At 70.3% G+C, this 25,244-nt stretch carries 22 protein-coding genes; 9 read left to right on the forward strand and 13 right to left on the reverse strand.

Annotated elements, in window-relative coordinates:
• Window positions 1-12: 12 nt before the first annotated feature.
• The 4 genes from CIK81_RS09920 (at window position 13) to CIK81_RS09935 (ending at window position 5,509) form a co-directional block, all read left to right on the forward strand.
• On the forward strand, window positions 13-1,296 hold the full coding sequence (locus CIK81_RS09920; RefSeq protein WP_096163489.1) for a sensor histidine kinase: 1,284 nt from the start codon (window positions 13-15) through the stop codon (window positions 1,294-1,296).
• A gap of 71 nt (window positions 1,297-1,367) precedes the next feature.
• Window positions 1,368-2,057, forward strand: coding sequence for a response regulator transcription factor (locus tag CIK81_RS09925; protein WP_096163488.1), 690 nt, complete (start codon window positions 1,368-1,370; stop codon window positions 2,055-2,057).
• Window positions 2,058-2,201: 144 nt separating this feature from the next.
• Complete coding sequence (locus CIK81_RS09930) at window positions 2,202-2,993, forward strand: ABC transporter ATP-binding protein (RefSeq protein ID WP_096163487.1); 792 nt, start codon at window positions 2,202-2,204, stop codon at window positions 2,991-2,993.
• Window positions 2,993-5,509, forward strand: coding sequence for an FtsX-like permease family protein (locus CIK81_RS09935; RefSeq protein ID WP_096163486.1), 2,517 nt, complete (start codon window positions 2,993-2,995; stop codon window positions 5,507-5,509). Before CIK81_RS09930 ends, CIK81_RS09935 begins: the two co-directional genes overlap by 1 nt.
• Before the next feature lie 219 nt (window positions 5,510-5,728).
• On the opposite strand, the gene CIK81_RS09940 is transcribed toward CIK81_RS09935, so the two are convergent.
• A complete protein-coding gene (locus CIK81_RS09940) occupies window positions 5,729-6,178 on the reverse strand; it encodes a hypothetical protein (protein ID WP_096163485.1) in 450 nt (149 codons plus the stop codon).
• Window positions 6,179-6,517: 339 nt separating this feature from the next.
• On the opposite strand from CIK81_RS09940, the gene CIK81_RS09945 reads away from it, so the two are divergent.
• On the forward strand, window positions 6,518-6,766 hold the full coding sequence (locus tag CIK81_RS09945) for a WhiB family transcriptional regulator (RefSeq protein WP_010549779.1): 249 nt from the start codon (window positions 6,518-6,520) through the stop codon (window positions 6,764-6,766).
• A 93-nt stretch (window positions 6,767-6,859) separates the two neighbouring features.
• Here CIK81_RS09945 and CIK81_RS09950 read toward each other — a convergent pair whose 3' ends face one another.
• Window positions 6,860-8,350 carry a sensor histidine kinase gene (locus CIK81_RS09950; RefSeq protein WP_096163549.1) on the reverse strand — a complete coding sequence of 497 codons (1,491 nt, stop codon included), beginning with the start codon at window positions 8,348-8,350 and terminating at the stop codon, window positions 6,860-6,862.
• Between the two features lie 98 nt (window positions 8,351-8,448).
• On the opposite strand from CIK81_RS09950, the gene CIK81_RS09955 reads away from it, so the two are divergent.
• On the forward strand, window positions 8,449-8,955 hold the full coding sequence (locus tag CIK81_RS09955; RefSeq protein WP_096163484.1) for a DUF2505 domain-containing protein: 507 nt from the start codon (window positions 8,449-8,451) through the stop codon (window positions 8,953-8,955).
• A gap of 75 nt (window positions 8,956-9,030) precedes the next feature.
• Here the strand turns inward: CIK81_RS09955 and CIK81_RS09960 are convergent, their stop codons facing one another.
• The 3 genes from CIK81_RS09960 to CIK81_RS09970 are packed head-to-tail and all read right to left on the reverse strand — an operon-like array spanning window position 9,031 to window position 11,442.
• Window positions 9,031-9,507, reverse strand: a complete 477-nt coding sequence (locus CIK81_RS09960) for a hypothetical protein (protein WP_241964102.1) — start codon at window positions 9,505-9,507, stop codon at window positions 9,031-9,033.
• 52 nt (window positions 9,508-9,559) lie between these two features.
• A complete protein-coding gene (locus CIK81_RS09965; protein WP_114306399.1) occupies window positions 9,560-10,813 on the reverse strand; it encodes a P-loop NTPase in 1,254 nt (417 codons plus the stop codon).
• Window positions 10,810-11,442, reverse strand: a complete 633-nt coding sequence (locus tag CIK81_RS09970; protein ID WP_241964103.1) for an SAF domain-containing protein — start codon at window positions 11,440-11,442, stop codon at window positions 10,810-10,812. Before CIK81_RS09970 ends, CIK81_RS09965 begins: the two co-directional genes overlap by 4 nt.
• Before the next feature lie 216 nt (window positions 11,443-11,658).
• On the opposite strand from CIK81_RS09970, the gene CIK81_RS09975 reads away from it, so the two are divergent.
• Window positions 11,659-11,898 (forward strand): AlpA family transcriptional regulator, encoded by a 240-nt coding sequence (locus tag CIK81_RS09975; RefSeq protein ID WP_096163481.1) that lies wholly within the window; start codon window positions 11,659-11,661, stop codon window positions 11,896-11,898.
• Window positions 11,899-12,124: 226 nt separating this feature from the next.
• On the opposite strand, the gene CIK81_RS09980 is transcribed toward CIK81_RS09975, so the two are convergent.
• On the reverse strand, window positions 12,125-12,670 hold the full coding sequence (locus CIK81_RS09980) for a hypothetical protein (RefSeq protein ID WP_096163480.1): 546 nt from the start codon (window positions 12,668-12,670) through the stop codon (window positions 12,125-12,127).
• A gap of 252 nt (window positions 12,671-12,922) precedes the next feature.
• On the opposite strand from CIK81_RS09980, the gene CIK81_RS09985 reads away from it, so the two are divergent.
• Together CIK81_RS09985 and CIK81_RS09990 are read left to right on the forward strand one after the other, a co-directional pair.
• Window positions 12,923-13,846 (forward strand): LysM peptidoglycan-binding domain-containing protein, encoded by a 924-nt coding sequence (locus CIK81_RS09985; RefSeq protein ID WP_158541983.1) that lies wholly within the window; start codon window positions 12,923-12,925, stop codon window positions 13,844-13,846.
• On the forward strand, window positions 13,843-14,244 hold the full coding sequence (locus CIK81_RS09990) for an Rv3235 family protein (protein WP_096163478.1): 402 nt from the start codon (window positions 13,843-13,845) through the stop codon (window positions 14,242-14,244). Before CIK81_RS09985 ends, CIK81_RS09990 begins: the two co-directional genes overlap by 4 nt.
• 292 nt (window positions 14,245-14,536) lie before the next feature.
• Here the strand turns inward: CIK81_RS09990 and secA are convergent, their stop codons facing one another.
• The 7 genes from secA to mtrA all read right to left on the reverse strand — a co-directional run bounded on the left by secA (window position 14,537) and on the right by mtrA (window position 25,195).
• A complete protein-coding gene (gene secA, locus CIK81_RS09995; RefSeq protein ID WP_096163477.1) occupies window positions 14,537-17,458 on the reverse strand; it encodes a preprotein translocase subunit SecA in 2,922 nt (973 codons plus the stop codon).
• A gap of 98 nt (window positions 17,459-17,556) precedes the next feature.
• Window positions 17,557-18,897, reverse strand: coding sequence for a winged helix-turn-helix domain-containing protein (locus tag CIK81_RS10000; protein WP_096163476.1), 1,341 nt, complete (start codon window positions 18,895-18,897; stop codon window positions 17,557-17,559).
• 88 nt (window positions 18,898-18,985) lie between these two features.
• Window positions 18,986-19,651, reverse strand: coding sequence for a ribosome-associated translation inhibitor RaiA (gene raiA / locus CIK81_RS10005; protein ID WP_096163475.1), 666 nt, complete (start codon window positions 19,649-19,651; stop codon window positions 18,986-18,988).
• 260 nt (window positions 19,652-19,911) lie between these two features.
• Complete coding sequence (locus CIK81_RS10010; protein ID WP_241964104.1) at window positions 19,912-20,445, reverse strand: ComF family protein; 534 nt, start codon at window positions 20,443-20,445, stop codon at window positions 19,912-19,914.
• A 613-nt stretch (window positions 20,446-21,058) separates the two neighbouring features.
• On the reverse strand, window positions 21,059-22,762 hold the full coding sequence (locus CIK81_RS10015) for an LpqB family beta-propeller domain-containing protein (RefSeq protein WP_114355654.1): 1,704 nt from the start codon (window positions 22,760-22,762) through the stop codon (window positions 21,059-21,061).
• Complete coding sequence (gene mtrB / locus CIK81_RS10020) at window positions 22,759-24,483, reverse strand: MtrAB system histidine kinase MtrB (RefSeq protein WP_114355655.1); 1,725 nt, start codon at window positions 24,481-24,483, stop codon at window positions 22,759-22,761. The genes CIK81_RS10015 and mtrB overlap by 4 nt, the downstream gene beginning before the upstream one ends.
• Window positions 24,484-24,499: 16 nt before the next feature.
• On the reverse strand, window positions 24,500-25,195 hold the full coding sequence (mtrA, locus tag CIK81_RS10025; protein ID WP_114355656.1) for an MtrAB system response regulator MtrA: 696 nt from the start codon (window positions 25,193-25,195) through the stop codon (window positions 24,500-24,502).
• Window positions 25,196-25,244 lie beyond the last annotated feature (49 nt).

A 25,244-nucleotide genomic window follows, 5' to 3' on the forward strand; every position in this document is an offset into this window, starting at 1 on the left:
ACGCTCGTGCCCATGACCACCGGATCCGATGCACGCCCGGAGGAGCCGAGCGGGCCCGTCCGGCGCTCCGACCCATTCCGCTGGATCATCGAGAACCCCGGCACCGTCGATCTGATCGGTTTCGGCGGGCTGGCCTTCCTCACCTTCGCCTTCGGCGTCTGGACGGGCAGCTTCGGCTGGTGGACGCTGTTCACGGTCCCGATGATCGCGGCCGCCGCGATCTGCCGGGTGCGCCCGCTGATCGGCGTGATCGTCATCGGAGTGCTCGCCATCTCCCACATGCTGCTGGGTGTGCCCGTCGTCGGCGGCGACATCATGACCTTCTATGCGATGTTCTGCGCCGTCGCCTACGGCGGGCCGGCGGTGCACGCGATCGGCGTCGGCGCCGGTTTCCTCGGAGTGCTGGCGCAGGCCGGGTACTGGAGCATCGTCACCTTCTTCGACGAGTACGGCGGCCCGCTCCAAGCCGCGCTGACCTTCGGAGGGCTGTGCGTGGTCGGCACGATCACCATCGTCGCCGTCTGGGCGCTGGCGAACCTCCAGCGGGCACGGGTCCGCCAGCTCGCCCTCACGCGTGACCGCGCAGAGCAGGCGGTCCGGGAGCGCGAGCAGCGCACGGCGCTCGCCGTCGCCGACGAGCGCGCCCGCATCGCCCGCGAGATGCACGATGTCGTCGCCCATTCGCTCTCGGTGATCATCGCCCAGGCCGACGGCGGGAGGTTCGTCGCCTCCCAGAAGCCCGAGATGGCCGTCGAGGTCCTCGGGACGATCGGGGAGACCGGCCGCGCGGCGCTCGCGGACATGCGGTCCCTGCTGGGGGTGCTGCGCCAGGAGGACGAGACCAGCTTCGGACCCCAGCCCGGCCCGGAGATGCTCGACGACCTCCTCGAACGGGTGCGAGCGGCCGGGCTCGACGTGACGCTCGAGATCGAGGAGCCGCTGGAGGATCTCCCCCAGGCCCTCGGCATGTCCGTGTTCCGCCTGGTCCAGGAGTCGCTGACGAACACGCTCAAGCATGCCGGCCCCGGCGCCTCCGCCGCAGTGCGGATCTCCCGCGCCGCCGGGCGTCTCGAGATCGAGGTGCTCGATGACGGACAGGGCACCGATCCCGAGTCCGACGGGCTGGGTCACGGGATCACCGGTATGCGCGAGAGGATGTCCGTGTTCGGGGGGACCCTGCAGGCCGCTCCTCTGCCGGGCCGCGGATATCGCGTTCTCGCCACGGTCCCCCTCGATGCTGCCGGAGCGCCCTCCCCCGGCGATGATGACCCTCCTCGCTCCCCACCGCCCTTCTGATCCGATCCCGCGGATCACCCGACCCTCGCCCCCCCTGATCCCCTTCCCCACCCTCACCGAGGAGTTCTCCGATGACTGCACCGCTGGACCGTCCCCTGCGCATCGTCCTGGTCGATGACCAGCCTCTCGTGCGTGCAGGATTCTCGATGGTGATCGACTCCCAGGACGACATGTCGGTCGTCGCGCAGGCGGCCGACGGCGCTGCAGCGGTCGAGGAGCTGCGCGCCCGCACGGTCGACGTGGTGCTCATGGACGTGCGCATGCCGCGCATGGACGGCATCGAGGCGACCTCCCGCATCCTCGCCCAGGCACCGGAGGGTCGGGCTCCGAAGATCATCGTGCTGACCACCTTCGACCTCGACGAGTACGTGGTCTCGGCGATCCGGGCCGGTGCCAGCGGCTTCCTGCTCAAGGACGCACAGCCCGAAGAGCTGCTCGCCGCGATCCGGACGGTCCACAGCGGGGACGCGGTGATCGCCCCGTCGGCCACCCGTCGGCTGCTCGCACGCGTCGTCGCGACCCCGGAACCGCAGGAAAAGGACACCTCGATGCTCGAGGCGCTCACCGAGCGCGAGCGCGAGGTGCTCACACTCATGGGGCGCGGGTATTCGAACCAGGAGATCGGCGCCGAGCTGTTCGTCGCCGAGGCGACGGTGAAGACCCATGTGGGCCGGGTGCTCTCCAAGCTCGGGGCCCGGGACCGCGTCCAGGCCGTGATCATCGCCTTCGAGACCGGCCTGGTCTCCCCCGGCGCTGAGTAGCCCCGGCGTCGTCCACCCCTGGTATGACGAGGCACCATCCTCAGGTCTCGACACCAGCCACCTGACGAGACCGGAGGCTGACGAACCGGGAGCTTGCCCAGGAGAGGATCGACATCGACCCGACACCCCCTCCGAAGGATCCCCATGACCTCCCAGCATCTCGCCAGCTCGACCCCGTCCGACGGTCCCGACGGCTCGACCGGCACGGCGGCGGGCGCCCTCGCGCACGGCGCCACCGGCACGGAAGCTCCCGCGATCATCGCCCGCGGCATCACCCGCACCTACGGCACCGGGGCCGGCGTCGTCACGGCGCTGGACCACGTCGATCTCGACGTCGTCCGTGGAGCCTTCACCGCGATCATGGGTCCCTCGGGATCGGGCAAATCCACGCTCCTGCACACCCTGGCCGGGCTCGACGTCGTGGACGGCGGATCGATCCGGATCGGCGACACGGAGATCACCGACCTGTCGGACGACGCGCTGACCGTGCTGCGCCGTGAGCGCATCGGCTTCGTCTTCCAGTCCTTCAACCTGCTGCCGATGCTGAGCGCCGAGCAGAACATCCTGCTGCCGTTGGAGCTCTCCGGCAAGCGCGTGGACCGCGCCTGGCTCGAGACCATCACCGAAGCGTTCGGGATCGGCGACCGGCTCTCGCATCTGCCCTCCCAGCTCTCCGGCGGTCAGGTCCAGCGGGTCGCGATCGCGCGCGCCCTAGTGACCTCCCCCGAGGTGGTGTTCGCCGACGAGCCCACCGGCAACCTCGACTCCCAGACCACCGAGGAGGTCCTGGAGTTCCTGCGGCTGTCCGTGGACCAGTTCGGGCAGACCGTCGTAATGGTCACCCATGAGCGCGACGCCGCCGAGCGCGCCGACCGGATCCTCACCCTCGCCGACGGTCGCATCGCGAACGACGAGGACCTGCGAGGGCAGCGCTGATGGCCCGTCGTACCCCCGTGAAGCTCACCCCGCTGCGTCGACATTTCGCCGCCGTCCTCACCATCGCGCTGTCCTGCACCTTCGTCGCCGTCATGGTGCTGGCCGGGAACCTCATGCAGTCCTCGCTGCGCTCCCAGGCCGCCCAGCAGTTCGACGGCGCGGACCTCCAGATCGAACGCCCCCTCTCCGACGAGGACTGGTCCTCCGAGGACCCGCTGGATCCGCCCGAGGTGCCCGGCGCCGACGCCGTATGGCCTCAGCTGATGGACTACATCCAGCTCGACTCACCGGACGGTGACGGCGTCTTCCTCACCACCGCCATGCTCCCCCCGGGGGACGCCGGCGAGCGCTATCTGTCGGAGGGCAGAGCCGCGACGTCCGACTCCGAGGTCGTGCTCGACGCCTCTGCCGCGGATCAGCTCGGAGTGACGCTGGACGACACCGTCGTCCAGCCCGCCGACTTCTCGCCCAGCGGCACGGAGCAGGAGCTGACCGTCGTCGGCATTGCACCGACGGCAGACGGCGCCGCGTTCGGCGGCACCCCGCGCGTCCTGGTCTCCGAGGCCGATGCCCAGACGCTCCTCGGGCCGACGGCCGGGACCATCACCGACAAGTGGCTCGCCACCGTGCCGGAAGGCACCGACCCCGCGGACGTCGCTGCGGACGCCTCCGCCGGCGACCTCACGGTGCGCACGGTCGACGAGGCCGAGGAGGAGGCCGCAGGTCAGTTCATGCAGGGCTTCGGTGCCCTCGCGATGGTGCTCGCCGTCTTCGTGGTGATCGCCCTGTTCACCAGCGCCGTCGTCATCGCGAACACCTTCGCCGTGACCATCGCCCAGCGCACCCGCAGCCTCGCACTACTGCGCACCCTCGGTGCGACCCGCTCGCAGGTGCGCAGCGTGGTGCTGCGGGAATCGCTGACGGTCGGACTGGTCGGGTCGCTCCTCGGCGTGCTCGGAGGCCATCTCCTGGCACAGGCGGCGCTGGCCGCTGCCGCCGGCATCGGCTGGATGGACGGTCTCGTGCTCGTTCCGGTGAGCCTCTGGTCGGTGCTGCTGCCGATCTTCGCCGGGGTCGCCATCACCCTGGGGGCGAGCTTCGCCCCGATGCGCTCCGCCACCAAGGTCGCACCGCTGCAGGCTCTGCGTCCCGCACCGCCTGCACAGCAGCGCGGCCTGGGCGTGCGCGGCATCCTCGGCCTGGTCGCCGTCGTGCTCGGCATCGCCGTCATGGCAGGCGGCACCGCCCTCGCCCTGACCAGCGATGCTGCCGCGCTCGGCATCCTGCTCGCGATGGTGGGAGGCGTCCTCAGCTTCACGGGCGTGCTGATGACCCTGGTGATCGCGACCCGTCCGCTGTCCGCTCTCGCCGGGCGGATCGTGGGACGTCTCGGCGGGCTGCCCGCGCGGATCGCCGGCGCGAACGTCGCCCGCAATCCCCGCCGCAGCGCCGCCACCATCGCTGCGCTGCTGATCGGGACCACCCTGATGACGATGATGGCCGTCGGGGCGCGGACCGCGGAGGCGACGCTCACCTCCGAGCTCGACTCCCGTCGACCGATCGACCTGGTCGTCTCCGCCGCCGAGATGCCGGAGGACGCCGCGGAGAAGACCGCGGAGATCGACGGCATGGACTCCGCCCACGCCGCCGCCCGCGGAGACATCGACGTCGACGTCGAGGAGCCCATGACGCTCTACGGCGCAGACCCCGAGACGGTCCGGGAGGTTTCCCATCGGCCCGAGATGGCCGACGAGCTGAGCGACGGCATCGTCCTGCTGGGCGAGGAGCGGGCCGAGCGCTTCGACGTGACCGATGGCGAGGTCCTGCAGGTCCAGGGCGCCGACGGCGCGGAGCATGAGCTGACGGTGCAGGTCGACGCGAACCTGCAGATGTCGCTCGTGACCCCGGCGACCCTCGAGCAGCTGCTCGGGAAGAGCACCGATCCGGTGGTGCTGGGCGATTTCGCGGACCCGGGCACCGCGGCGCGCGAGGGCATCACCGCACTGGACCTCGTCGACGCCGTGAACCAGCAGATCTCGGGCGAGGGCTACTCGGAGGCCTCCGCGGACTTCGGCGGGACGGAGCGGGAGTCGTACGCGCAGATCCTCTCGATCCTGCTCGGCATCACGATCGCGCTGCTGGCCGTCGCCGTGCTGGTCGCCCTCGTGGGCGTCGCGAACACGCTCAGCCTCGGCGTCATCGAACGCACCGGGGAGAATGCCCTGCTGCGTGCTCTGGGGACCACCCGGCGCCAGATGCGGGCGATGCTCGGCTGGGAGGGCGTGCTGCTCGCCCTGGTCGGGGCGGTGCTCGGCATTGTGCTGGGCAGCGTCTACGGGGTCCTCGGCATCAATGCCCTGCTGGGCTCGACGTACCCGGTCTCGATCACCATCCCCTGGGGCCAGCTCGGCCTCGTGCTGGTGCTCGCCCTCCTCGCCGGCGTCCTCGCCTCGGTGCTGCCGGGCCGCGCCGCCGCACGGACGGCTCCGGCCGCCGCCCTGGCCGACGCGGACTGAGACGCCACAGGCCCCGCATCAGACAGGCCCCGCTCCGGAGCGCTCCGGAGCGGGGCCTGTCTGATGCGGCAGCGCGCACCGTCGGCCGGGCATCGCCCGACAGGAACCGGGGCTGCGCGTCAAGCACGGGGCTCCGGCTGTGCGTCAAGCACGGGGCTCGGGTTGCGCGTCAGGCGCGGGGCCCCGGTTTCGCGTCCGTCCGGGCGCTGCAGGTGCGCGTCAGCTCGCGCGATCCGGCAGCGGCGTCGAGCGCACCAGGCGCAGCAGCAGCACGAACACCGCGATCGCGAGGGCCAGGCCGAGCGCACCCTGCCAGTACATGCCGCCGCGCAGCATGCTCGAGGCGACCAGGGCCTGGAACATCTGCCACGTGATCCCGTAGCCGAGACCGAAACGCCCCTTGACCAGGACCGAACGCGAAGCGAGCGCAGTGCCGACGGCGAAGATGATCAGGAAGATGCCCAGGCCTGTCCCGAGGCGCGCATGCAGGTTCCCGGCGGAGACCATCACGAAGCAGAACGTCGCCGCCGCGAGCAGCAGGAGCGTCTCGATGCCGAGCAGCCCGGCCGCCGCCGGGCGCAGGCGCGGGCTGGGATCCTCGACGTCGGCGGGTCGGCCGTCGGCGCGACGGGGCGTGCTGGATCCGGTGGGCTGGGCATTGCGGGGCATGACGGAACTGTATCCGTGCCGGCTTCCCGCGGCGCGCCACGAGACGCTCCCCAAGCACTCCTGGCGCTCTTTCGCAACGCTTCCGTGCGGGGCATCACGCCGCTGAGGAGCCGTGTGGGAAGTGCCACCCAGGTCGGGCATCCAGGCCCTTGTCGAGTCCGCGACCGCCCCAGAGAATGGAGGTCGGCTCGCTCGCGACGCCGCGATCCGCAGGTTCGTCCGCGGCACCAGCATTCGCGACGATGAGCCGGATATCCGAGAACGCCCCTTGATGGTGCGACCCTCGCCGCGTCACGCCCCACGGGGTGAGGCGTGGCGTTCTGGAAAGAGAGAGTGACGATGGACTGGCGCCACCGTGCCGAGTGCCTCAACCATGATCCCGAGCTGTTCTTCCCGATCGGGAACACGGGACCGGCGATCACGCAGATCCAGGAGGCGAAGGCGGTGTGCCAGAAGTGCGACGTCATGACCGCCTGCCTGAAGTTCGCTCTCGAGTCCGGTCAGGACTCAGGCGTCTGGGGCGGCCTCTCCGAGGATGAGCGCCGCTCCCTCAAGCGCCGCAACGCGCGCGCCCGCCGCGCCAGCTGACCCGCCGTCCTGCGGCGCACCTCCGCAAGGGGCGGCGCCGCAGGAATCTCGCACGCTCAGCCCAGCCGTCGTCCGCGGACGACCCCGTACTGATCAGATGCTCAGCGGGTCCAGGTACACCTCGACCAGTGCTCGGGTGCCGCCCTCGGGGCGGCTCTCCCAGGTCAGGGTTCCGCCCAGCTGACCCTGCACCAGGGTCAGGGCGATATTGGTGCCCAGCCCGGTCGGCTTGGCCATCCCCATCCCGTCGCCATCGTCCTCGATGGTGATGACCAGATGCGATCCCGTCCGCTCGCTGCGCACGGTGAGGGTGCCGCCGCAGTCCGAGAGCCCGTGCTCGACAGCATTCGTGGCCAGCTCGGTGACGACCAGGGCCAGCGGCGTCGCCTCCTCGGCACGGATCGTGCCCACGCGTCCGATCTTCTCGGTGCGCACCTCGACCTGGTTCTCGGTGAGCCGCGGCGTCCCCTCGCGATGCACGCTGGCGCTCGCCGCGTCCACGGCCAACCGCAGGCAGCGATCGATCACCTCGTCGAAGTGGACCGCCTCCTCGGAGCCCTGCAGCAGCGACTCGTGCACCAGCGCGATGGTCGACACACGTCGCATCGCTTCGTTCACCGCCTCGCGCGCCTCGTCGGACGTCATCCGTCGCGACTGCATGCGCAGCAGCGCAGCGACCGTCTGCAGATTGTTCTTGACCCGGTGGTGGACCTCCCGGATCGTCGCGTCCTTGGTGATCAGCTCCCGTTCGCGACGACGCAGCTCGGTCACATCGCGCACCAGGATGATCGCGCCGGTGCGCTCTCCGCGCTCGGTCAGCGGGACCGCCCGCAGCGAGAGGGTTCCGCCGCGCGCCTGCATGTCCGAGCGCCAGGCCGCGCGCCCCATGAGCACCAGCGGCAGGGACTCGTCGACGGGTGAACGGGACTGCAGCACCTCGGTGGAGAGCTCGGCGAGGGTGATCCCCTCCATCGATCCCTCGATGCCGAAGCGGTGGAACGCCGACAGCGCATTGGGTGAGGCCCACTGCACGACTCCGCCGCCGTCGAGCTCGACCACACCGTCGCCGACGCGGGGCGCTCCGCGCCGAGGCGGGATCGGGGCGCCCTCGATCGGGAACGCCCCGGCTTCCAGCATGCGCAGCACCCGGCTGCCGAGGTCGTGCTGATGGATCTCGTTGGCGGACCGCATGCCGTCATGGACCGGGCTCTCCGTGGCCAGGACCGCGAGGGTGCGGCCGTCCTTGCGCACCGGGACCAGCAGGCCCGAGGCCTCGCGGCCCTCCCGTTCGATGGTGCTCGGCCGACGGGTGGGCTCGGCCCCGTTCAGCAGCGCGGGGATCTCGGAGTCCGTGTCCTCGTCCAGCACGATCCCGACGGGATCCTCGTAGTACACGGTTGATCCGGTCGCGGGTCGGCAGTGGGCGACGGCCTGGGCGCCCTCCAGGGTCTGGATCCACAGCACGAGGTCGGACCGGAGGAGGTCGGAGACCAGATTCCAATCCCCGACCAGGTGCTGCAGCCAGTCGGCTTCCTTCTCGGAGAGACCGCGGACGTCAGTGAGGAACTTGGACAGGCTCGGCATGTGATCAGGATAGACGCCGATCATCGGGCCAGCGCACGCCGACCGGCGTCGGCACTGACTTAGGCTGTGGCGGACCGATCCCCCAGGGAGGACGAGGAATGAAGCTCCGCGAGACGTTGAACCTGCCCCTGCCCGTGCGCGCCGTCGCCACGATGTACGCCGACGAGGACTACACCGCGATCCGTCGCGAGACGCTCGGCGCGAACAGCGCCGACTCGACCGTCGACGGGGATCCGAGCGGTGCCTTCACCGTACGCACGGAGCTCACCATGCCCACAGACCGGGTCCCGGACATCGTGCGGCCCTTCGTGGGATCGTCCGTGACGATCCGCGAGGAGCAGGCCTGGTCCGCGCCGGCGCCGGATGGCAGTCGCACCGGCACGATGTCGCTCGACGTGGCCGGCACTCCGGCCGGGTTGACGGCCTCGGTGCGGCTGGTCCCTAGCGGATCGCTGACCAGCACCGTCGAGATCGATGGTGAGCTCGTCGCCAAGATCCCCCTGCTCGGCTCCCGCATCGAGAAGGCTGCCGTCCCCTATGTCTCCACCGTGCTCCGGCGCGAGGAGAAGTCCGCAGCCACCTACCAGGCGAAGCACTCCGACTGAGCGCGAGTCAGGGTCCGGCAGGAGTCGGCGTCCGGCAGGTTTCAAAATCCGGCAGAAGTCGACGTCCGGCAGGAGTCAGTGCGCGGCGCTGCCGTCCGGATCCTGGGCCTTCCCCTCCAGATAGGTCAGGGCATCGGCCGTCTCGCTGGGGTCGAACCACAGGAGAGCGGGATCGGTGTCATCCGCGTCGGCCGCTGCGGCATCCAGCTCGGTGACGTGCATGCTGGCGATCCGTGCGTGCGTCGCCACGCGAGTGCGCAGTCCGAACGCTCCGCCGCTCTCGACAGCCTCCTCGAAGGCGTTGTCGGGGGCATCGGCGGCGATCACCAGGGCACGGGCGTCCGCAGCGCCGGCGAGCAGCGCGACATGGACGGCGTCCTGGATGGCCTCGTACTCGAGATCCTCCTCATCCTGGTCCGGGCGGTCGGTGCGTGCCGAGGCAGTGACGCCCCAGGCCGATCTGCCCTCCGGCAGCTCGAGCTGGGTGCTCGCACTGCTCAGCGCGAGGCGATCGGGGTCGGTCAGCGGCAGATAGATCCTCATGGCGGTCATCTTCTCACCCCCGCGAGGAGGCCGTTCCGCGCCGCTGCCGGCTCCCGTGCGCTCACTCCGCCGCGAGGACGGCCGCTGCTGACGCGTCGGCATCGACACCCGCAGTCCCGGATTCCTCGGGAGCATGTCCGAGCACGGCCGCAGAACCCGCGATCTCACGAAGCGCTCTGCGCAGGCTCGAACGCGGAGCGGACTCGGCCAGCAGCGCACCGTCCCATGACGCCGTCCGGCAGGTGGTGGGGTCGTCCGGCAGAAGGTGCAGCGTGGCCACTGGGATCCGTGACGTGATCAGGTCACGGATCCGGTCCCTGGGGATCGGTGCGCCCACCCGGTTCACGATCACGTGCAGCTCCTCCACACCGAGCTCCTGGAGCCGCGTATGGTCACGCAGCAGCCGGGTGATGCTCACCGGATCGGCGGAGACCACGGCGAGCACGGCGTCCGCGCTCTCCAGAGTGCTGATGGCGGCGGCGTTCCGCTGGGGCGCCGCGGTGTCGTAGCTGAGTTCCTCATCCTCTTCGAGGACGGGCCCGACATCGGCGACGACGAGTCCTCCTCGGCGCGAGAGTGCTTGCCAGACACCGTCCATCGAGGTGCGACGCACCTCGGACCAACGAGCCGGCACCCCGATCCCGCTGAGCAGTCGCAGCCGCGGCTGGGCCAGAGGCAGCAGGGCGGCGAGCGCGTCGTCGTCCAGAGTGTCCCGGTCATGGGCCCGACAGGCAGCGACCAGACCGGGCGTCTCATCCAGGACCCCGAGGATCTGACTCAGGGAGGGGCCGTAGGTGTCGGCGTCGACGAGCACGGTCTCATGTCCGGCGAGCGCGCTCTCGGCGGCGAGGTTCACGGCGACGGTGGAGCGTCCCGGCGCTCCCGTCGGCCCCCAGACGGCCACCAGGCGGCCTCGGACATGAGGGCCCTCGTGGGCGGCGTCCTGCATCCAGGCGTCCGCCTGGTCCTCCTCGGAGGCGACGGCGGAGGTGAGCACGGTGAGGATCTCGCCGATCGGTGCGTCGGCAGGCAGCACGTGGCGCAGCCCGAGCGACGTCTGCTCGGAGGCTCCATCGGAGCGCAGGCCCACCACCGCGGCATCGCGCATCAGCGCAGCCAGCGGATCCCGCCCGAGCCCTCGCACGGTGAGATCGATGAGCACCACGTCGCCGATGCCGGCTGCGGTCACGGCCAGCGTCTCGGCGAGGTCGGCGCATCGGCGCACCACGCGGGCGGTGCGGGTCATGTCGATGGCGAGGTCATGGACGATGCGCACCTCGTCGCTTCCGGAGGCGCACAGGACGACGTCGATCATGGGGTGACCCCATAGGCGCCGGGCACACCGATCACGTCGAGCCGTTCGTCGCGCGAGAGGACCTGCAGGACGGCCGCGAGATCGTCGCTGGGGACCAGCACTTCGACGGCCATCGAGCGCATGCCCAGCGAGCTGCCCTCGTCGATCGAGCGGACGATGCCGCGCTCCACAAGCAGCTCGGCTTCGACGTCGCCGCTCTCCTGTGCCGGGGCGGTGTGCCAGAGTTCGACGCTCGCCCCGGGTGCGACGGATTCCGCCACCGTCGAGTCCACGGGTATGACGATCGGGCGCAGCGGGACGTCCGCGGATTGGCCCACAGCGGAGAGCGGGAGCAGCTCCCCGGCCTGGACCGCGCGGGTCGCGACGGACCCGTCGGGGATCGCCTCGATCGCACCGAGGTAGAGATCGTGCTGATCTCCGAGGCGCATCTCCACGAGGGTGAGGTTGTCGGGATCGATCGGATCGCCCGGCACGATCGGTGAGCGGGCCACGAGCACGGGGGTGGTCTCGGCCAGCCGTGAGACCAGGAGAGCTCCCATCAGCACACTCGCGACGACCAGCACGACGCCCACGATCAGCCGCGGATCCTTCCACCGAGGCCGGCGCAGTCTCATCACTGGTGCACTCACTGCCACGCGCTCCTCCTGCTGCTGTGCCCGACCCCGCGTCGCGCCCCGCCAGAGGCTACGGGAACGTCACGACTGCGAGTCGAGGGGCGCACGGATTGTGGATAACTCAGAGCGCCGGACACCCACGAGGTTGTCCACACGTCCTCTCCGGGAGAACGCAGGACGGTGTGAGACTATCCGGGTCGTGACAGGTGAACCGATCGGGAAGGAACGTCGATGACTCCTCGCTTCGTACCGCTATCTGATGTCGCAGAGACGCTCTCGATCTCCGCTTCCCAGGCGTATGCACTGGTCAGATCGGGCGAACTGCGGGCCATCAAGGTAGGCGGCCGCGGTCAGTGGCGCGTGGAGGTCTCGGAGATCGAGTCCTATATCGAGCGCAGCTACGCGGCGACGGCCCACATCCTGGAGGCTGAGCGCGAGCTCGAGCGCCAGAAGTCCGACGGCAAGAGCTGAGCCGAGCCCACTTCTGCGCCAGATGCTTCCGAGCCGCCCATTCCCCGCCCGACGTTCCGGCCCCGCTCCCCGCGCGACGTTCCGGCCCCGCTCCCCGCGCGATACCGTCCCCCGCCGCGCCCGCCGCGCCCGCCGCGCCCCTGTCAGCGTCCCGAATTCTCGATTTCCCGCAGCAGTTCCCGCGGCTGCGGGTCAGCCACAGTGCGATCTCACGGTCCCTCTCGTCTCAGCGAGGGATCACGGCCAGCAGCGCGGCCATCGCCACGGTGACTCTGACCGACCCGGGAACCGCCCCGTGCTCGCCGGTGGGCAGGGACTGCACGTCCAGGCTGTCGGCGCCGACCGCGGCGATCCGTCCCATGATCCTGCCGGCTGCGGTCTCCAGACGCACGATGCTGCGATCCCGCGCGATCGCCCGCAGCACTGATCCCAGGCCGAGCGGAGAGAGCAGCGATTCCTCCGCCGGGCGCGCACGCGCGGGAAGCCCCTGGACCAAGGAGACCGCAGGCATCGGGATGACCGCTCTCTGAGAGCTCTCCGGGTCTCGCAACGCCACCCAGGCCTCTCCGACCTCCTCGACGAGCCCTTCGAGACGCAGATCCGTCCCGACGTGAAGAGTCAGGACCGAGCGCCCGGCGCCGCGCAGACGGTCCGCCAGGGACAGCTGCGCACGTTCGGCGCGTGCAAGATCCTCCGCAACCGCACGCATCTCCTCCCGCTCCTGGTGCTCGAATCGACCCTCCAGGTCGTCGAAGATCCGCTCGAATCGCATGCCGTCACTGTAGGCGCATCGTTGCTGCGCAGGGCCGATTCGCCCCCAACGGGCAGTGCCCTCGCCCGCCACACCCGCACGACACGGCGACAGGAGCGCACCTCTCCTCCCCCGCACGACTCGTCCACACACCTCCGGACGCCCCTTGCGTTATGACCCACCGCACATTACTTTTCTCTCTCAGAAGCCAACGACATCAAACTGCATCAAATGACAGCGTGCGGGGTGTGAGGGGCACGACGAGGGGGATCGATGGAGAGCAGAACGGAAGCGGTCCGCGCCGCTCATCCGGCGAGAGCGCTGTGCGGAGGAGGGTTCTCAGGCGCCGGGGCACTCGCCATGGCCGCCACGGCCTCGGCACTCTGGCCAGCCGCCATCGACGGACACGGACAGGCCGGGTTGATCGCCTGGGTGCTCGTCGCGGCGGCGACGACGGGCGCAGCGCTGTGCCTGTATCTGGCAGTGATCTGGTCCCTGGCGGGCCTCGTGCTCATGATCGGGCCGGCGAGCCGAACAGGCACTGCCCTGCTCGGCGCGCTGCGGATCCTCGCACCGCAGCTGGCACGACGGATCCTCGTCGGCACCGTCCTGGCCACCACGGCCACCGGTCTGGCGCTCGTCCCGGCCAGTGCCTCGACCACGGGGCCGTCGGCCGGCTCGGGTCGGAGCGTCGACGCCGTGGCCATCTCCTCCGAGCTGACGCCCGCCCTGCCCGTCGGATCCGATCCGGACCCGGAAGCCTCAGCTCCCACCGTGAGCCCGGACGATGCCGAGGCGCCGCGCCCCGGCCTCGGCTGGGGTGAGAGTGCTGCCGGCGTGCCCGCGCCCGAGGAGCAGCCTCTCGCCGCGGACCTCGCCGACGACCCCACGGAGGGCACCGGCACCCCCGGCGCAGCATCCCTCGAGCAGGAAGCACCGGCCGAGCAGCAGGGCCCTCTGCACGAGGCCGATGCTCCCTCCTCCCCGGGCACCGTCGTGGTGCACGCCGGGGACACACTCTGGAGCATCACCGACGATCTGCTCGGTCCGGCTCCGGAGGACCCGTCCGAGATCGCTGCGGCCTGGCCACTTCTCCACGAGGCCAACCGCGACGTGATCGGGCACAACCCCGACCATCTCGAACCCGGACAGGAACTCACCGTGCCCGCACCCCTCACCTCTCAGGAGTCGTCATGACCACCACCGATCAGCGCGTCGTCACCGGTGGTGAGTCGACGGAGAACCTGGACCTCGACGATCCGCGGATCGTGGAGCGGATGGTCGCTCCAGTGGCTCGGCGGGCCGTGGAGATCGTCCGGGACATGCGACCCGAGAACGCCCTGGCCCGGATCGTCACACCGGACGTGGGCAAGCTGCTGTCGCGGCGCGCCGCGCTGACGCGGCGCCTGCGTGCGACCACGGGGTATGCGCCGCCTCAGCGCATGCAGGTGAGCGGGGTGCGCACCTGCGTGGTCAACGAGCAGACGGTCGAGGCCAGCTGTGTGCTGCGCGAGCCCGGCCGTGCCCGTTTCCTCGCGATGCGGTGGGAACTGCGCCATTCGGGCTGGCGGGTCACGGTGCTCGAGATCGGGTGACGTCAGCCGTTCGGACGACGCACAGAGAAACAGACGCACTACGAACACACGGCGCAGAGACGCAGAGACGCAGAGACGCACGGTGCCGCCACAGATGATCCTGTGCCGGCACCGTGCGTCTGCACGTGATAAGGACAATCGGAGAGCCGGGCGACGTGCAGCCCACCCGGCGGGGCCGTTCACCTCGCCCATCCTCCGGTCAGCGCTTGGCTCATCGCCCGTCCCCGGCGCCGACGCTTGACGCATCCGCCCGTCCCGGCATCAGCGCTTGGCTCGTCGCCGGTCCGAGGGGTCAGCCCTTGCGCCGGCGGGCCCCGCGGGGGCCGCGGTTCTCTGCCGGAGCGCCCTCTGGCTTGTCCGAGGTCGTGCTGCCCGCAGCGGAGGCCCCTGTGGAACCGGCCTGCTTGGCTCGTCGACGGCGCTCGGCGCGGGAGAGGCTGCCCTCGTCCTGCACACCGCTGCCCTCGGCCGAGGAGTAGCGGAGCTGCCCCGAGCGGGGACCGTCATCCAGTCCCTTGGCGGTCAGCACGATGCCGTTTTCGTCGACGGGGTCCTCCTCGTCCGAGCCCGGCTCCGACGCGGAGGCGGGCTCGACGGCGCCATCGGCCGTCTTCTGCTCGCCGACCCGCTGTGCCGCGGCAGCCAGTGCCGCACCGGTCGCGGTGGTGGTGCGCAGCAGGTCGCTGACGGCCTTCGGCACCACGGGCTCCGCCTTCTGGACCTGCACCTCGAGGTTGTAGATGTAGCCGACCACGTCTTCCTTGATGCCCGCGATCATCTCGTTGAACATCAGGTGGCCCTCGCGCTCGTACTCGATGAGCGGATCACGCTGGGCCATCGCCCGCAGACCGATGCCCTCCTTGAGGTAGTCCATCTCGTAGAGGTGCTCGCGCCAACGGCGATCCATCACCGACAGCAGCACGCGGCGCTGCAGCTGATGCATGCCGTCCTCGCCGAGCTCCTCAGCACGGTTCTCGTAGGCGACGCGAGCATCGGCGAGGATCTCCTCGCGGAGCAGGTCCGCTCCGAGGTTCTCCTGGCCGTTGACCTCGTCGACGAGCTCCTCCGCCGTGATCGAGACGGGGAAGGCGGGCCGCAGGGCGCCCCACAGCTCCTCGAGGTCGAAGTCCTCGGCGTTCTTCCCCTTGGTGTGGGAGTCGACGGTGCCGCCGATGACCTCGTCGATGAACCGCTCGACGTGCTCATCGAGGTCCTCGCCCTCGAGGATGCGCGCACGCTCCTCGTACAGCTTCTTGCGCTGCTTGGTCAGGACGTCGTCGTACTTCAGGACGTTCTTGCGGATCTCGGCGTTACGGGACTCGATCGAGTTCTGCGCACGCTGGATGGCGCCGGAGACCATGCGACCGGTCAGCGGGATCGACTCGTCGACGCCGCCGCGGGCCAGCAGGGACTCGGCGGCCCCGGAGTTGAACAGCCGCATGAGGTCATCCTGCAGCGAGAGGTAGAAGCGGGACTCGCCGGGGTCGCCCTGACGTCCCGAACGGCCGCGCAGCTGGTTGTCGATACGACGCGACTCGTGACGCTCGGTGCCCAGCACGTACAGACCGCCGAGCTCGACGACCTCGTCGTGCTGCTCCGCCACGGCCGCCTTGGCCTTCTCGATCTCCTCGTCCCAGGCGGCCTCATAGCCCTCGGGATCCTCCTCGGAGTCCAGACCGCGCTTCTCGACGGCGGCGTGCGCCATGAACTCGACGTTGCCGCCGAGCATGATGTCGGTGCCTCGGCCGGCCATGTTGGTGGCCACGGTGACCGAGCCCTTCGCGCCGGCCATCGCGATGATCGCGGCCTCGCCGGCGTGGTTCTTCGCGTTGAGGACCTCATGGTCCACACCCTGCGCGGTCAGCATCTTGGAGAGGTACTCGGACTTCTCGACGCTGGTGGTGCCCACGAGGACGGGCTGGCCGCGGTCGTGGCGCTCCACGATGTCCTCGACGACCGCATCGAACTTCGCCTTCTCGGTGCGGTAGATCCGGTCCGGCTCGTCCGCACGCTGCATCTCGCGGTGCGTGGGGATCGGGACCACGCCGAGGTCGTAGGTGTTCATGAACTCGGCGGCCTCGGTCTCGGCCGTACCGGTCATTCCCGAGATCTTGTCGTAGAGCTTGAAGTAGTTCTGGAGGGTGATCGTGGCGAGGGTCTGGTTCTCCGCCTTGATCTTCACCCCCTCCTTGGCCTCGATCGCCTGGTGCATGCCCTCGTTGTAGCGACGGCCGGCGAGGATACGGCCGGTGTGCTCGTCGACGATCATGACCTCGCCGTTGAGCACGACGTAGTCCTTGTCGCGCTTGAAGAGCTCCTTGGCCTTGATGGCGTTGTTGAGGAAGCCGATCAGCGGGGTGTTGAGGGACTCGTAGAGGTTCTCGATGCCGAGGTGGTCCTCGACCTTGTCGATGCCGCTCTCCAGCACGCCCACGGTGCGCTTCTTCTCGTCCACCTCGTAGTCGCGGTCACGACGCAGGAGCTTGACGACCTTCGCGAACTCGCTGAACCACTTGTTGGCGTCGCCCGAACCGGGTCCGGAGATGATCAGCGGGGTGCGGGCCTCGTCGATGAGGATCGAGTCGACCTCATCGACGATCACGAAGCTGTGGCCGCGCTGGACGCGATCATCGGGCGAGAGCGACATGTTGTCACGCAGATAGTCGAAGCCGAACTCGTTGTTCGTGCCGTAGGTGATGTCCGCCGCGTACTGCTCGCGACGCTCCTCCGGTGTCATCCCGGATTTGATCACGCCCGTGGTGAGCCCGAGGCTGCGGAAGACGCGCCCCATGATGTCGCTCTGGTAGCCGGCGAGGTAGTCATTGACGGTGACCACATGGACGCCCTTGCCCGAGAGCCCGTTGAGGTAGGCCGGCAGCGTGGCGACCAGGGTCTTGCCCTCACCGGTCTTCATCTCGGCGATGCGCCCTCGGTGCAGCGCGGCGCCGCCCATGACCTGCACGTCGTACGGACGCTGGCCCAGGGTGCGGTGGGCCGCCTCGCGGACCGCGGCGAAGGCCTCGACCATGATGTCGTCAAGGGTTTCGCCGTCCTCGAGCCGGGCCTTGAAGCTGTCGGTCTCCCCGCGCAGCTCATCGTCGGTGAGGTCGGTGAAGACGTCCTCGGCCTCCCCTACCTTCTTGGCGATGGACTCGAGCCGGCGCAGCTCACGGCCTTCGCCGGCGCGCAGGATCTTGTCGAAGAGGTTGACCACTCGTGCTCCCGTAGTTCTGGAATGTGTCCTGACGGACGGCTGGTGCCTGACCCATCGTAAGCGTCACCTCGCTCAGAGGTGACGACGTGCGCGCATCCTCACGCTGACGCGTGGCTCGCGGCCGCGTCTCCGCGCTCGCTCGCCGCCTCGGTGTGGGCCGCGAGCGCGGCCGAGAGCTCCCGGTCCCCACTCGCCGCGTCGACCTCGATCCGTTCCAGGCCCTGCCAGGTGGCGGCACGGCGCAGCTCGACGGCCAGCGCTGCGACCACGGCCTCGTCGGCCGGGCGTTGGCGGGTGGGCAGATGGGGAAGCTCCTCCCGGAAGACCCCGCGCACCTCGAGCGTTCCCCGGGTCCTGTCCGCCTTGAGGTCCACGCGGGCGGGGAACACGTCACCGAGGAGGAAGAGCAGGGAGTAATAGCCGCTGGTCCGCTTCGCGGCGGGCGTATAGATCCCGATCCGGTAGTCCACGTCGAACAGTCGTTCCAGGCGCGGCCGATGGAAGACGATCGGGTCGAAGGGGCTGACCAGCGCGGCCGTCCGCAGCGGTGTCGGAGCGGGAGCATCGCGGTGCAGCAGCATCGTGCGCCGGCCTGCCGGATGCTCGACCTGCACCTCCGTCACCTCGCCCGAGGTCAGCAGCTGCTCGATCGCGGGGCGGGCGTCCCGCAGGCGAAGTCGGAAATAGTCCGCGAGCGAGGCGGGCTCGGCGATGCCCGAGGAGCGGGCTGCGAGCGCCATGAGCTGCTCGTGACTCGTCCGGTCCTGCCGGTCGTGCGGCGCCGTGGGGGACGAGGGGTCGAAGGCTGCGAGCTCGTCGAGCCGCTGAAAGGCGCCGGGGACCGGCACGTAGAGGCGCTCGAACTGGCTGTTGCGGCCCACGCAGTCCAGGATCCCGGCGCGGAACAGGTACTCGACGGTCCACTGGCTCGCGGTGCGCCGCCACCCCCAGCCCTCGCCGCGCTCGGTGTCCCCCAGATGCCGCGAGAGGGCGGCCGCGCTGACCGGCCCCAGCTCGTCGCACGCAGCGAGGATCCGGGCGAACAGGTCGGGCGAGGAGGCCGCGGCCTCGCGGATGCGGCCCCAGTCTCGCGTCGCGGCGGCGCGCCGCCGGAAATCCAGCAGATCGTGGACGTGTTCGGTGGCGAAGGTGGCCTCATGGGCGAGCGCTTCCTTCACCAGGCGGGATCGGCCGGGTCGTGAGGCGCGCTCCAGGGCGGCCGTGTCCCAGCTGCCAGTGCGGGTGAACACCGGCAGGTGATGGGCCCGCTCGAAGATGTTCACCGAGTCGATCTGGAGGAAATGGGTGCGTTCGAGCGTGGCGCGCAGTGCGCGTCGGCTCACCGCGGCGGACGGGAGCGCCATACGTCGGGCCCGTCCCATGCCCTGGGCACGCAGAGCTATCCGCCGTGCGTTCGTCCAGCTGAGGGTCGCGGTCATCAGTGGTGGGCTCCGGTCGGATCGGGACGGACCGAGGTCCGGGCGGGAGAGCACGTGCGCATCTCCCACCCGGACCGGTCGAGCAGGGTCAGGAGGACGACGGGAGCTCGGCGTCGAGCTCGATCACGCCGTAGTTCCAGCCCTTGCGGCGGTAGACCACCTTGGGATTCCCGGAATCCCCGTCGACGAAGAGGAAGAAGTCATGGCCGACGAGCTCCATCTGGTAGAGCGCGTCGTCGATGCTCATCGGCTTCGCCGCGTGCTTCTTCTCGCGGATCACGACCGGGCTGCCGGAATCGGCGAGGTCCGTCTCGTGCGGCGCGGTGGGGTCCGAGGTCTCCGCGGCGGGCTCCGAGGGGGTCTCCTGGAGCGCGGCCGGCAGTTCCTGATCAGCGGGCAGGGTGCGCAGGCTCTCGCCCGATCCCTGACGAGAGCGGTCCCGACCACGACGGTGGTCCTTGCGCTTGTCCCGTGCGCGGCGCAGACGTTCGAGCAGCTTCCCGTAAGCGATGTCGAGGGCTCCGTAGAGGTCATCCGCGCGGGCTTCCGAACGGACGATGGAGCCGCTGTCGTGAACGGTGAGCTCGACGCGGTCGCTGAGTTCGGCCTGCCGGGGGTTCTTCTCCTGTGAGATCTCCACGTCCACCCTCAGCGCTGCGGGCGCGAGCTGGGTGACCTTATCGAGCTTGTCGGTGAGATGACGACGGAATCGGTCCGGGACGTCCATATGGCGTCCGACGACATTGATCTCCATGAGGTGTTCTCCTCCTATCCGGGTGCGGCCGCTCTGAGCCCGGCCGCAGTGGCTCTTCGGCTGGGGTGCGCACCTCCTGGGGAGAGGATGACCGGCGGACTGTGCCGGGTCACGTCAGCATGCCATGTTTTCCTCCGAGTTGTCTGGTGGTCCGTCCTGTGGATTCACGAGGTGTCTGCTCGTGCGCCCCGTGGAGTCACGATGCCCTCGCCTCGGGACGGGTTCGCGGGACTGCGACCGGATCGACGCGACCTGCATGGTCAGGCGGGCAGCTGTGCGCTGTGGGCGGGTGGGATCCTTGCGGACGCGATGACGGCTGCCCCGAGCACGTCCATCCCCGCCTCGGTGAGCGCTTCATGCGTCCCGCGCAGTGTGGACCCGGTGGTCACGACGTCGTCGACGATGACGACAGAGGTGGCGCTCTGCCCGGCGCGGTGAGCTCTGCGACCGGTCACGCGGATCTCCCGCGTCCTTCGCTGCCGGGCACCCTGCCCCTCCTGAGCGGTGGTGGGTGCGGAGCGCAGCAGCAGCGGAGTGCCGCTCCCCGCACGGCTGAGGCCTCTCACGAGCTCGACGGTATGGTCCTCGCCCCGTCGCAGGCGGGCGCCGAGACGGGACGGGACCGGCACCAGCGCCGGCTCGGACACCTCGGCGTCCTCGGCAAGCGCTGCGACCGCCGGACCCAGGGCCCGTGCCAGCGGCGCCCCGAGGTGGAGCATCCCGCCGTTCTTCCAGGCGAGCACGAGCCGTTGCAGGGGCCCGCTGTACTCCCCCAGAGCGAGCACCGGAAGCACTGGGGAATGGTCCACCCCGGCCGGCAGGAGCAGGCCGTCGCGCTCCTGCTCGTGGACTCGTGCGGCGGTGAGATGCTGCAGGGCGTCGCATGCGGAGTCGACGCGGATCGGCGGGGCTGCGAGAAGCGCGGTGCAGTCCGGGCACAGCCAGGAGCCCTCCGCGCCGCAGGGACACTGCCGAGGAGCGATGAGCGAGCAGGTCTGGGCGATGATCTCCCACCACAGAGGAGGCTCCGCTCGGCGTCTGTCCGGAGGACCGTCTCTGCGCCTGCCCGGATATGCGTCTGTGCGCCTGCCCGGACGCCGGTCTCTGCGCCCGCCCGTGGGCGGGGTCGGGCTCCGGCCCGCGGCCTCGCCCCTGCCGCCGGCTCCGTTCGCGTAGCCCTGCTCGTCCATGACCGGATTCCAGCAGGTCGCGGGCGCCACGTGCTCGAGCTGCCCGCGAGTGTTGATGCCGGGCCCGTGGGGAGGAACGGTCGAGCCGGGCCGCGGGACGAAGGCAAGAGACGCGGGACGAGGCGGCGAGCGGCGAGCGGCGAAGGGCGAGAGACAAGGGGCGAGTGAAGAGCGACGAGCGACGAGCGACGAGCGACGCTGCAGCGCTCGGGACGGCTCAGTAGAACGACGGGTCGTGGGCCTCGAGATCGACGACGGACCACCGGCTGCCATCACTGCGCAGCAGATCCCCGTCGGATGTCCCGGCCCAGATGGTCTCCCCCACGACGGTGCCTGCGATGCGATCGGTCGTCGACCGGACGGAGGGCAGCGGGTCGCGACCGGAGGTGAGATCGAGGATCTGCCCGCGCAGCTCCCCGGTGCCCGGGTCGGAGCCGAGCAGGATGAGCCCCACCTCGTCGTACCAGCTCGCCTGGGTGACGTCCGAGAGGAAGGTGCGCACCTGGTCCGGCTGGGTGAGGGAGCTCGGCACCCCGTCCGCATCCCGGATCACGGCGCACAGGTCCAGCTGCGATCCGGCCGAATCGGTCGAGAGCACCATCATCCGGGTCGAATCGGCGGCGATGTCCAGCGCCCTCACCTCACGGCCACGGAGCCACGGCACGTCGACCTTCACGTCCTGGCCCGGCCCGCTGCCGGCCAGTGCGAGCATCACGCCCGCGCTGCGCACGGTCGAGGTCCACACCAGCCCGGCGTCATCGACACGCGGCGGGACGAACTCACCGCCGGTCGCGGCCTCTCGGGGCGGAACCGAACCGTCGGTCGAGGCGAGCAGCACCACGGTGCCGTCATCGGTGAGCGCGGCGGCGAGCCCGCCCTCCTGCGCGATCACCGGAGAGGTGAGGGCCTGCTCCGCGAGGTCCGGCACCAGCTGGGCGGCCGGCGCGTCCATGCTGGGATCGTTGAGGGAGATGATGCCGGTGGGGCCGGCCGCGATCGGGCGGTGTCCGGGAAGCGCCCGTTCGATCGTGTGCTCCTCACCGGCCGAGTACTCCTCATCGTTGCGCACGAGGCGGATCCCCGACAGCGAGCGCAGAGAACGCAGTGAGGATTCGATCTGCGCCAGGGCCTGGGCCCGCTCCTCGACGCGCAGAGCGAGGACCGACCAGGGCACGTCGACCTCCGGGGTGCCGTCCGCGGCGGTGGTGACGACCGCATCAGCGATATCGGGAGCATCGGGCACCGCGCTGCGCACGGCGCCCTTGAGGAAGAGCGCCGGCCCCGCCACGAGCGCCTCGAGCACGGCGGCAGCACCGCGCTGCAGGGAGAACCAGCGGTGGTCGGGGACGAGATGGCGACCGCGGGCGTCGAGGAAGTACAGACGTGCGGGCGCGAAGAGCGTCTCGAACGCCGCCTCGGACAGGAAGATGCCGTCCGGCACCTCACCGATCCGCCATTGGTCCTCGACCTGCTCCATCGTGACCTCCACGTTCTGGGAGACAGGGCCGGAGAGGACGCTGCGCACACCCGAGCCGTCCACCACGGCGACCACCTGGAGCACGAGCACCATCGAGGTCTCGTCGACCTCCTTGACCTCGAGCTCCTGGCTGCTGGAGTAGATCGTGATCCCGGCGGCGGGCCGCCAGCGCGCACTCAGCTCATCGGTGAGATAGGAGCGGGCGACAGCGAAGTCCTCCTCCGAGCCCACGCCTGCCTGCACGAACCCGGAGACCACCTGCTGCGCGGTGGCGTCCTCCGCGGGCGGGAGCGCCTGCACGTACGGGGCCCCGGGCTGGACACGACCGCTCAGCGGCCTGCTGTCGATCGGGGAGCCGGTGGGGATGCGCGCGCACGCCGCACCGAGTCCCAGGACGGTGACGGCGCCGGCGGCGTGCAGCACGGTGCGACGTGGGGGCCTCATCCTCGTCCTCCTGGCATCGGGTTCTCGCCCTCCGGTTCGGCGTCCGGCGCGGCGTCGGACAGATCGGGCAGATTGCCCGGACCGATCGGGATCTCGCCGGTCGGAGTGACCGAGTAGGTGCCGGTCAGGTCGCGGTCGAAACGTCGCTCCAGACGCAGCGGGGACCGTGTGATCGTGCCGCCGGGTCGGCGCGGCAGGGTCAGGCGGAACACAGCACCGCGGCCCTCCTGGCCCCAGGCCTGCAACCATCCGGTGTGCAGTCGCGCGTCCTCCGCGGAGATCGAGAGCCCCAGGCCCGTCCCGCCGAGGGTCCGAGCACGGGAGGGGTCCGCTCTCCAGAAGCGGTCGAACACGTGCTGCGCATCCTTCGGGGAGATGCCGTGGCCGTAGTCCTGCACCACCACCGCGACGGAGTCCTCGTTCGAGGAGGTCTGCACCAGGACGGGCCCGCCCGCGCCGTGCTCGATCGCGTTGGTGAGCAGATTGCGCAGCACCCGGTCGACCCGGCGGGCGTCGACCACCGCGCTCATCTCGCGTCCTGCCAGATGCACGTCCAGGAGACATCCGCGCGCTCCGGCCAGCGGCCGCACGTCGTCGATCGCGCGGACCACGAGGGCGTCGAGATCCTCGCGGTGCGCCTCCAGCTCTACTGCCCCGGCGTCGAAGCGCGAGATCTCCAGCAGGTCCGCGAGCAGCACGTCGAAGCGTTCCACCTGGGCGGAGAGGAGTTCTGCCGTGCGCTGCAGGTCGCCGGGCAGGTCGGGGCGACGGCTGTCGAGCACGGAGGAGGCCATCCGGATCGTGGTCAGCGGAGTGCGCAGCTCGTGGGAGACGTCGGAGACGAACCGCTGCTGGAGGCGGGAGAGCTCCGTGAGGTCGTCGACCTTCTGCGCGAGGCTGCGCGCCATGTCGTTGAAGGACTCCCCCACCCGGGCGAGCTCGTCGGCCCCGGAGACCTCGACGCGGCTGTCGAGGTCGCCACCGGCGATGCGCTCGGCCGCGCGGGCCGCATGCTTCAGCGGGGTCGTCACCAGGCGGGCCACGGCGATCGCGATGCCGACGACGAGAGCCAGCAGGACTCCGCCACCGCCGAAGAGCACGCTCTGCACGAAGCCGAGGGTCTCCTGCTCCTCCTGCATGGAGTACACGAGATAGAGATCGTAGGAGCCGACCCCGGGGACCATCACCCGGGTGCCCACGAGCAGTGCCGGCACCGTGCGCCCCTGGGAGTCCTCCCGGCCGATCGAGCGCCAGGACACGGCGTCCGGGCTCGCGGCCACCGCGGCGGAGAACTCGTCGTCGACCTCGTCGAACAGAGTGCGGTCGGAGGAGGCGACAGGGAAGACCGTCTCGGAGGTCTCCACCGGGAGCAGGGCGACCTCCCGGCGGTCGCCGCCGCCCTGGCCGCCTGCGGACTGGACGAAGGCGTTCACTGCATCCTGGCGCTGGGTGCTGGTGGCGCTGGAGAGCTGGGTGAGGCTGTCGGAGAGGTCACGGCGCACCTCGACGGTCTCCTCGAGCACTCGGTCGCGCCGCTGCTCGTACAGCCCGTCGGCGATCACGGAGGAGAGATAGGCGCCGACGGCGAGCATGGCCAGGATCGACAGCAGCGTCGTGACCAGCACGACCCTCAGCGCGAGCGGCCAGCCGCGCGGGTCTGCGGCGCGAGCGAGCCGTACGGAGGCGGGCGCCTCCGCCGCCCCTTCGGCCACTGTGCTCACGGACGGTCCGACGTTCTCAGGACGCGCTCCCGGCGCGATAGCCGACCCCGCGGACGGTGACGACGATGCGCGGGTTCTCGGGGTCGTGCTCGATCTTCGAGCGCAGGCGCTGGACGTGCACGTTGACCAGACGGGTGTCCGCGCTGTGCCGGTACCCCCAGACATCCCGCAGGAGCACGTCTCGTGTGAACACCTGCCACGGCTTGCGCGCGAGCTGCGTGAGCAGATCGAACTCGAGCGGGGTGAGGGCGATCAGCTCCCCGTCGCGACGCACCTCGTGCCCGTCGACGTCGATCGAGAGGTCCCCGATCGCCAGCTGCTCCGTGGTGGGCGGCTCCACGCGGCGCACCCGCGCCTTGATCCGTGCCACGAGCTCTTCGGGTTCGAAGGGCTTGGTGAGGTAGTCGTCGGCTCCGGCCTCGAGCCCCTCGACCACATCAGCGGTATCGGTGCGGGCGGTCAGCATGATGATCGGGACCCCGGACTCGCGGCGCAGGCGCCGACAGACCTCGATGCCGTCCATTCCGGGCAGCATGAGGTCGAGCAGGACCAGATCGGGCCGAAGTCGCGGGAAGGTCTCCAGCGCGGAGGCGCCGTCGGGCGAGGTGGCCACTTCGTAGCCCTTGCCGCGCAGGACGATCCCGACCATCTCGGCGATCGCCTGGTCGTCGTCAACCACGAGGATCCGAGAAGGCGTCGTCATACGGCTCATTGTGCCACCGGCACTCCCTTTCCGAGCGCATCCCCGGATGATGGGGTGT

It is taken from the genome of Brachybacterium sp. JB7 (genome assembly GCF_003335205.1).
Lineage (GTDB): Bacteria > Actinomycetota > Actinomycetes > Actinomycetales > Dermabacteraceae > Brachybacterium > Brachybacterium alimentarium.

Bases quoted from the DNA above. Each gene is read 5' to 3' on its own strand.
- CIK81_RS09920 (WP_096163489.1), top strand. From the start codon at position 13: ATGACCACCGGATCCGATGCACGCCCGGAGGAGCCGAGCGGGCCCGTC.
- CIK81_RS09925 (WP_096163488.1), top strand. From the start codon at position 1,368: ATGACTGCACCGCTGGACCGTCCCCTGCGCATCGTCCTGGTCGATGAC.
- CIK81_RS09930 (WP_096163487.1), top strand. From the start codon at position 2,202: ATGACCTCCCAGCATCTCGCCAGCTCGACCCCGTCCGACGGTCCCGAC.
- CIK81_RS09935 (WP_096163486.1), top strand. From the start codon at position 2,993: ATGGCCCGTCGTACCCCCGTGAAGCTCACCCCGCTGCGTCGACATTTC.
- CIK81_RS09940 (WP_096163485.1), bottom strand. From the start codon at position 6,178: ATGCCCCGCAATGCCCAGCCCACCGGATCCAGCACGCCCCGTCGCGCC.
- CIK81_RS09945 (WP_010549779.1), top strand. From the start codon at position 6,518: ATGGACTGGCGCCACCGTGCCGAGTGCCTCAACCATGATCCCGAGCTG.
- CIK81_RS09950 (WP_096163549.1), bottom strand. From the start codon at position 8,350: ATGCCGAGCCTGTCCAAGTTCCTCACTGACGTCCGCGGTCTCTCCGAG.
- CIK81_RS09955 (WP_096163484.1), top strand. From the start codon at position 8,449: ATGAAGCTCCGCGAGACGTTGAACCTGCCCCTGCCCGTGCGCGCCGTC.
- CIK81_RS09960 (WP_241964102.1), bottom strand. From the start codon at position 9,507: ATGACCGCCATGAGGATCTATCTGCCGCTGACCGACCCCGATCGCCTC.
- CIK81_RS09965 (WP_114306399.1), bottom strand. From the start codon at position 10,813: ATGATCGACGTCGTCCTGTGCGCCTCCGGAAGCGACGAGGTGCGCATC.
- CIK81_RS09975 (WP_096163481.1), top strand. From the start codon at position 11,659: ATGACTCCTCGCTTCGTACCGCTATCTGATGTCGCAGAGACGCTCTCG.
- CIK81_RS09980 (WP_096163480.1), bottom strand. From the start codon at position 12,670: ATGCGATTCGAGCGGATCTTCGACGACCTGGAGGGTCGATTCGAGCAC.
- CIK81_RS09985 (WP_158541983.1), top strand. From the start codon at position 12,923: ATGGAGAGCAGAACGGAAGCGGTCCGCGCCGCTCATCCGGCGAGAGCG.
- CIK81_RS09990 (WP_096163478.1), top strand. From the start codon at position 13,843: ATGACCACCACCGATCAGCGCGTCGTCACCGGTGGTGAGTCGACGGAG.
- CIK81_RS10000 (WP_096163476.1), bottom strand. From the start codon at position 18,897: ATGACCGCGACCCTCAGCTGGACGAACGCACGGCGGATAGCTCTGCGT.
- raiA (WP_096163475.1), bottom strand. From the start codon at position 19,651: ATGGAGATCAATGTCGTCGGACGCCATATGGACGTCCCGGACCGATTC.
- CIK81_RS10015 (WP_114355654.1), bottom strand. From the start codon at position 22,762: ATGAGGCCCCCACGTCGCACCGTGCTGCACGCCGCCGGCGCCGTCACC.
- mtrA (WP_114355656.1), bottom strand. From the start codon at position 25,195: ATGAGCCGTATGACGACGCCTTCTCGGATCCTCGTGGTTGACGACGAC.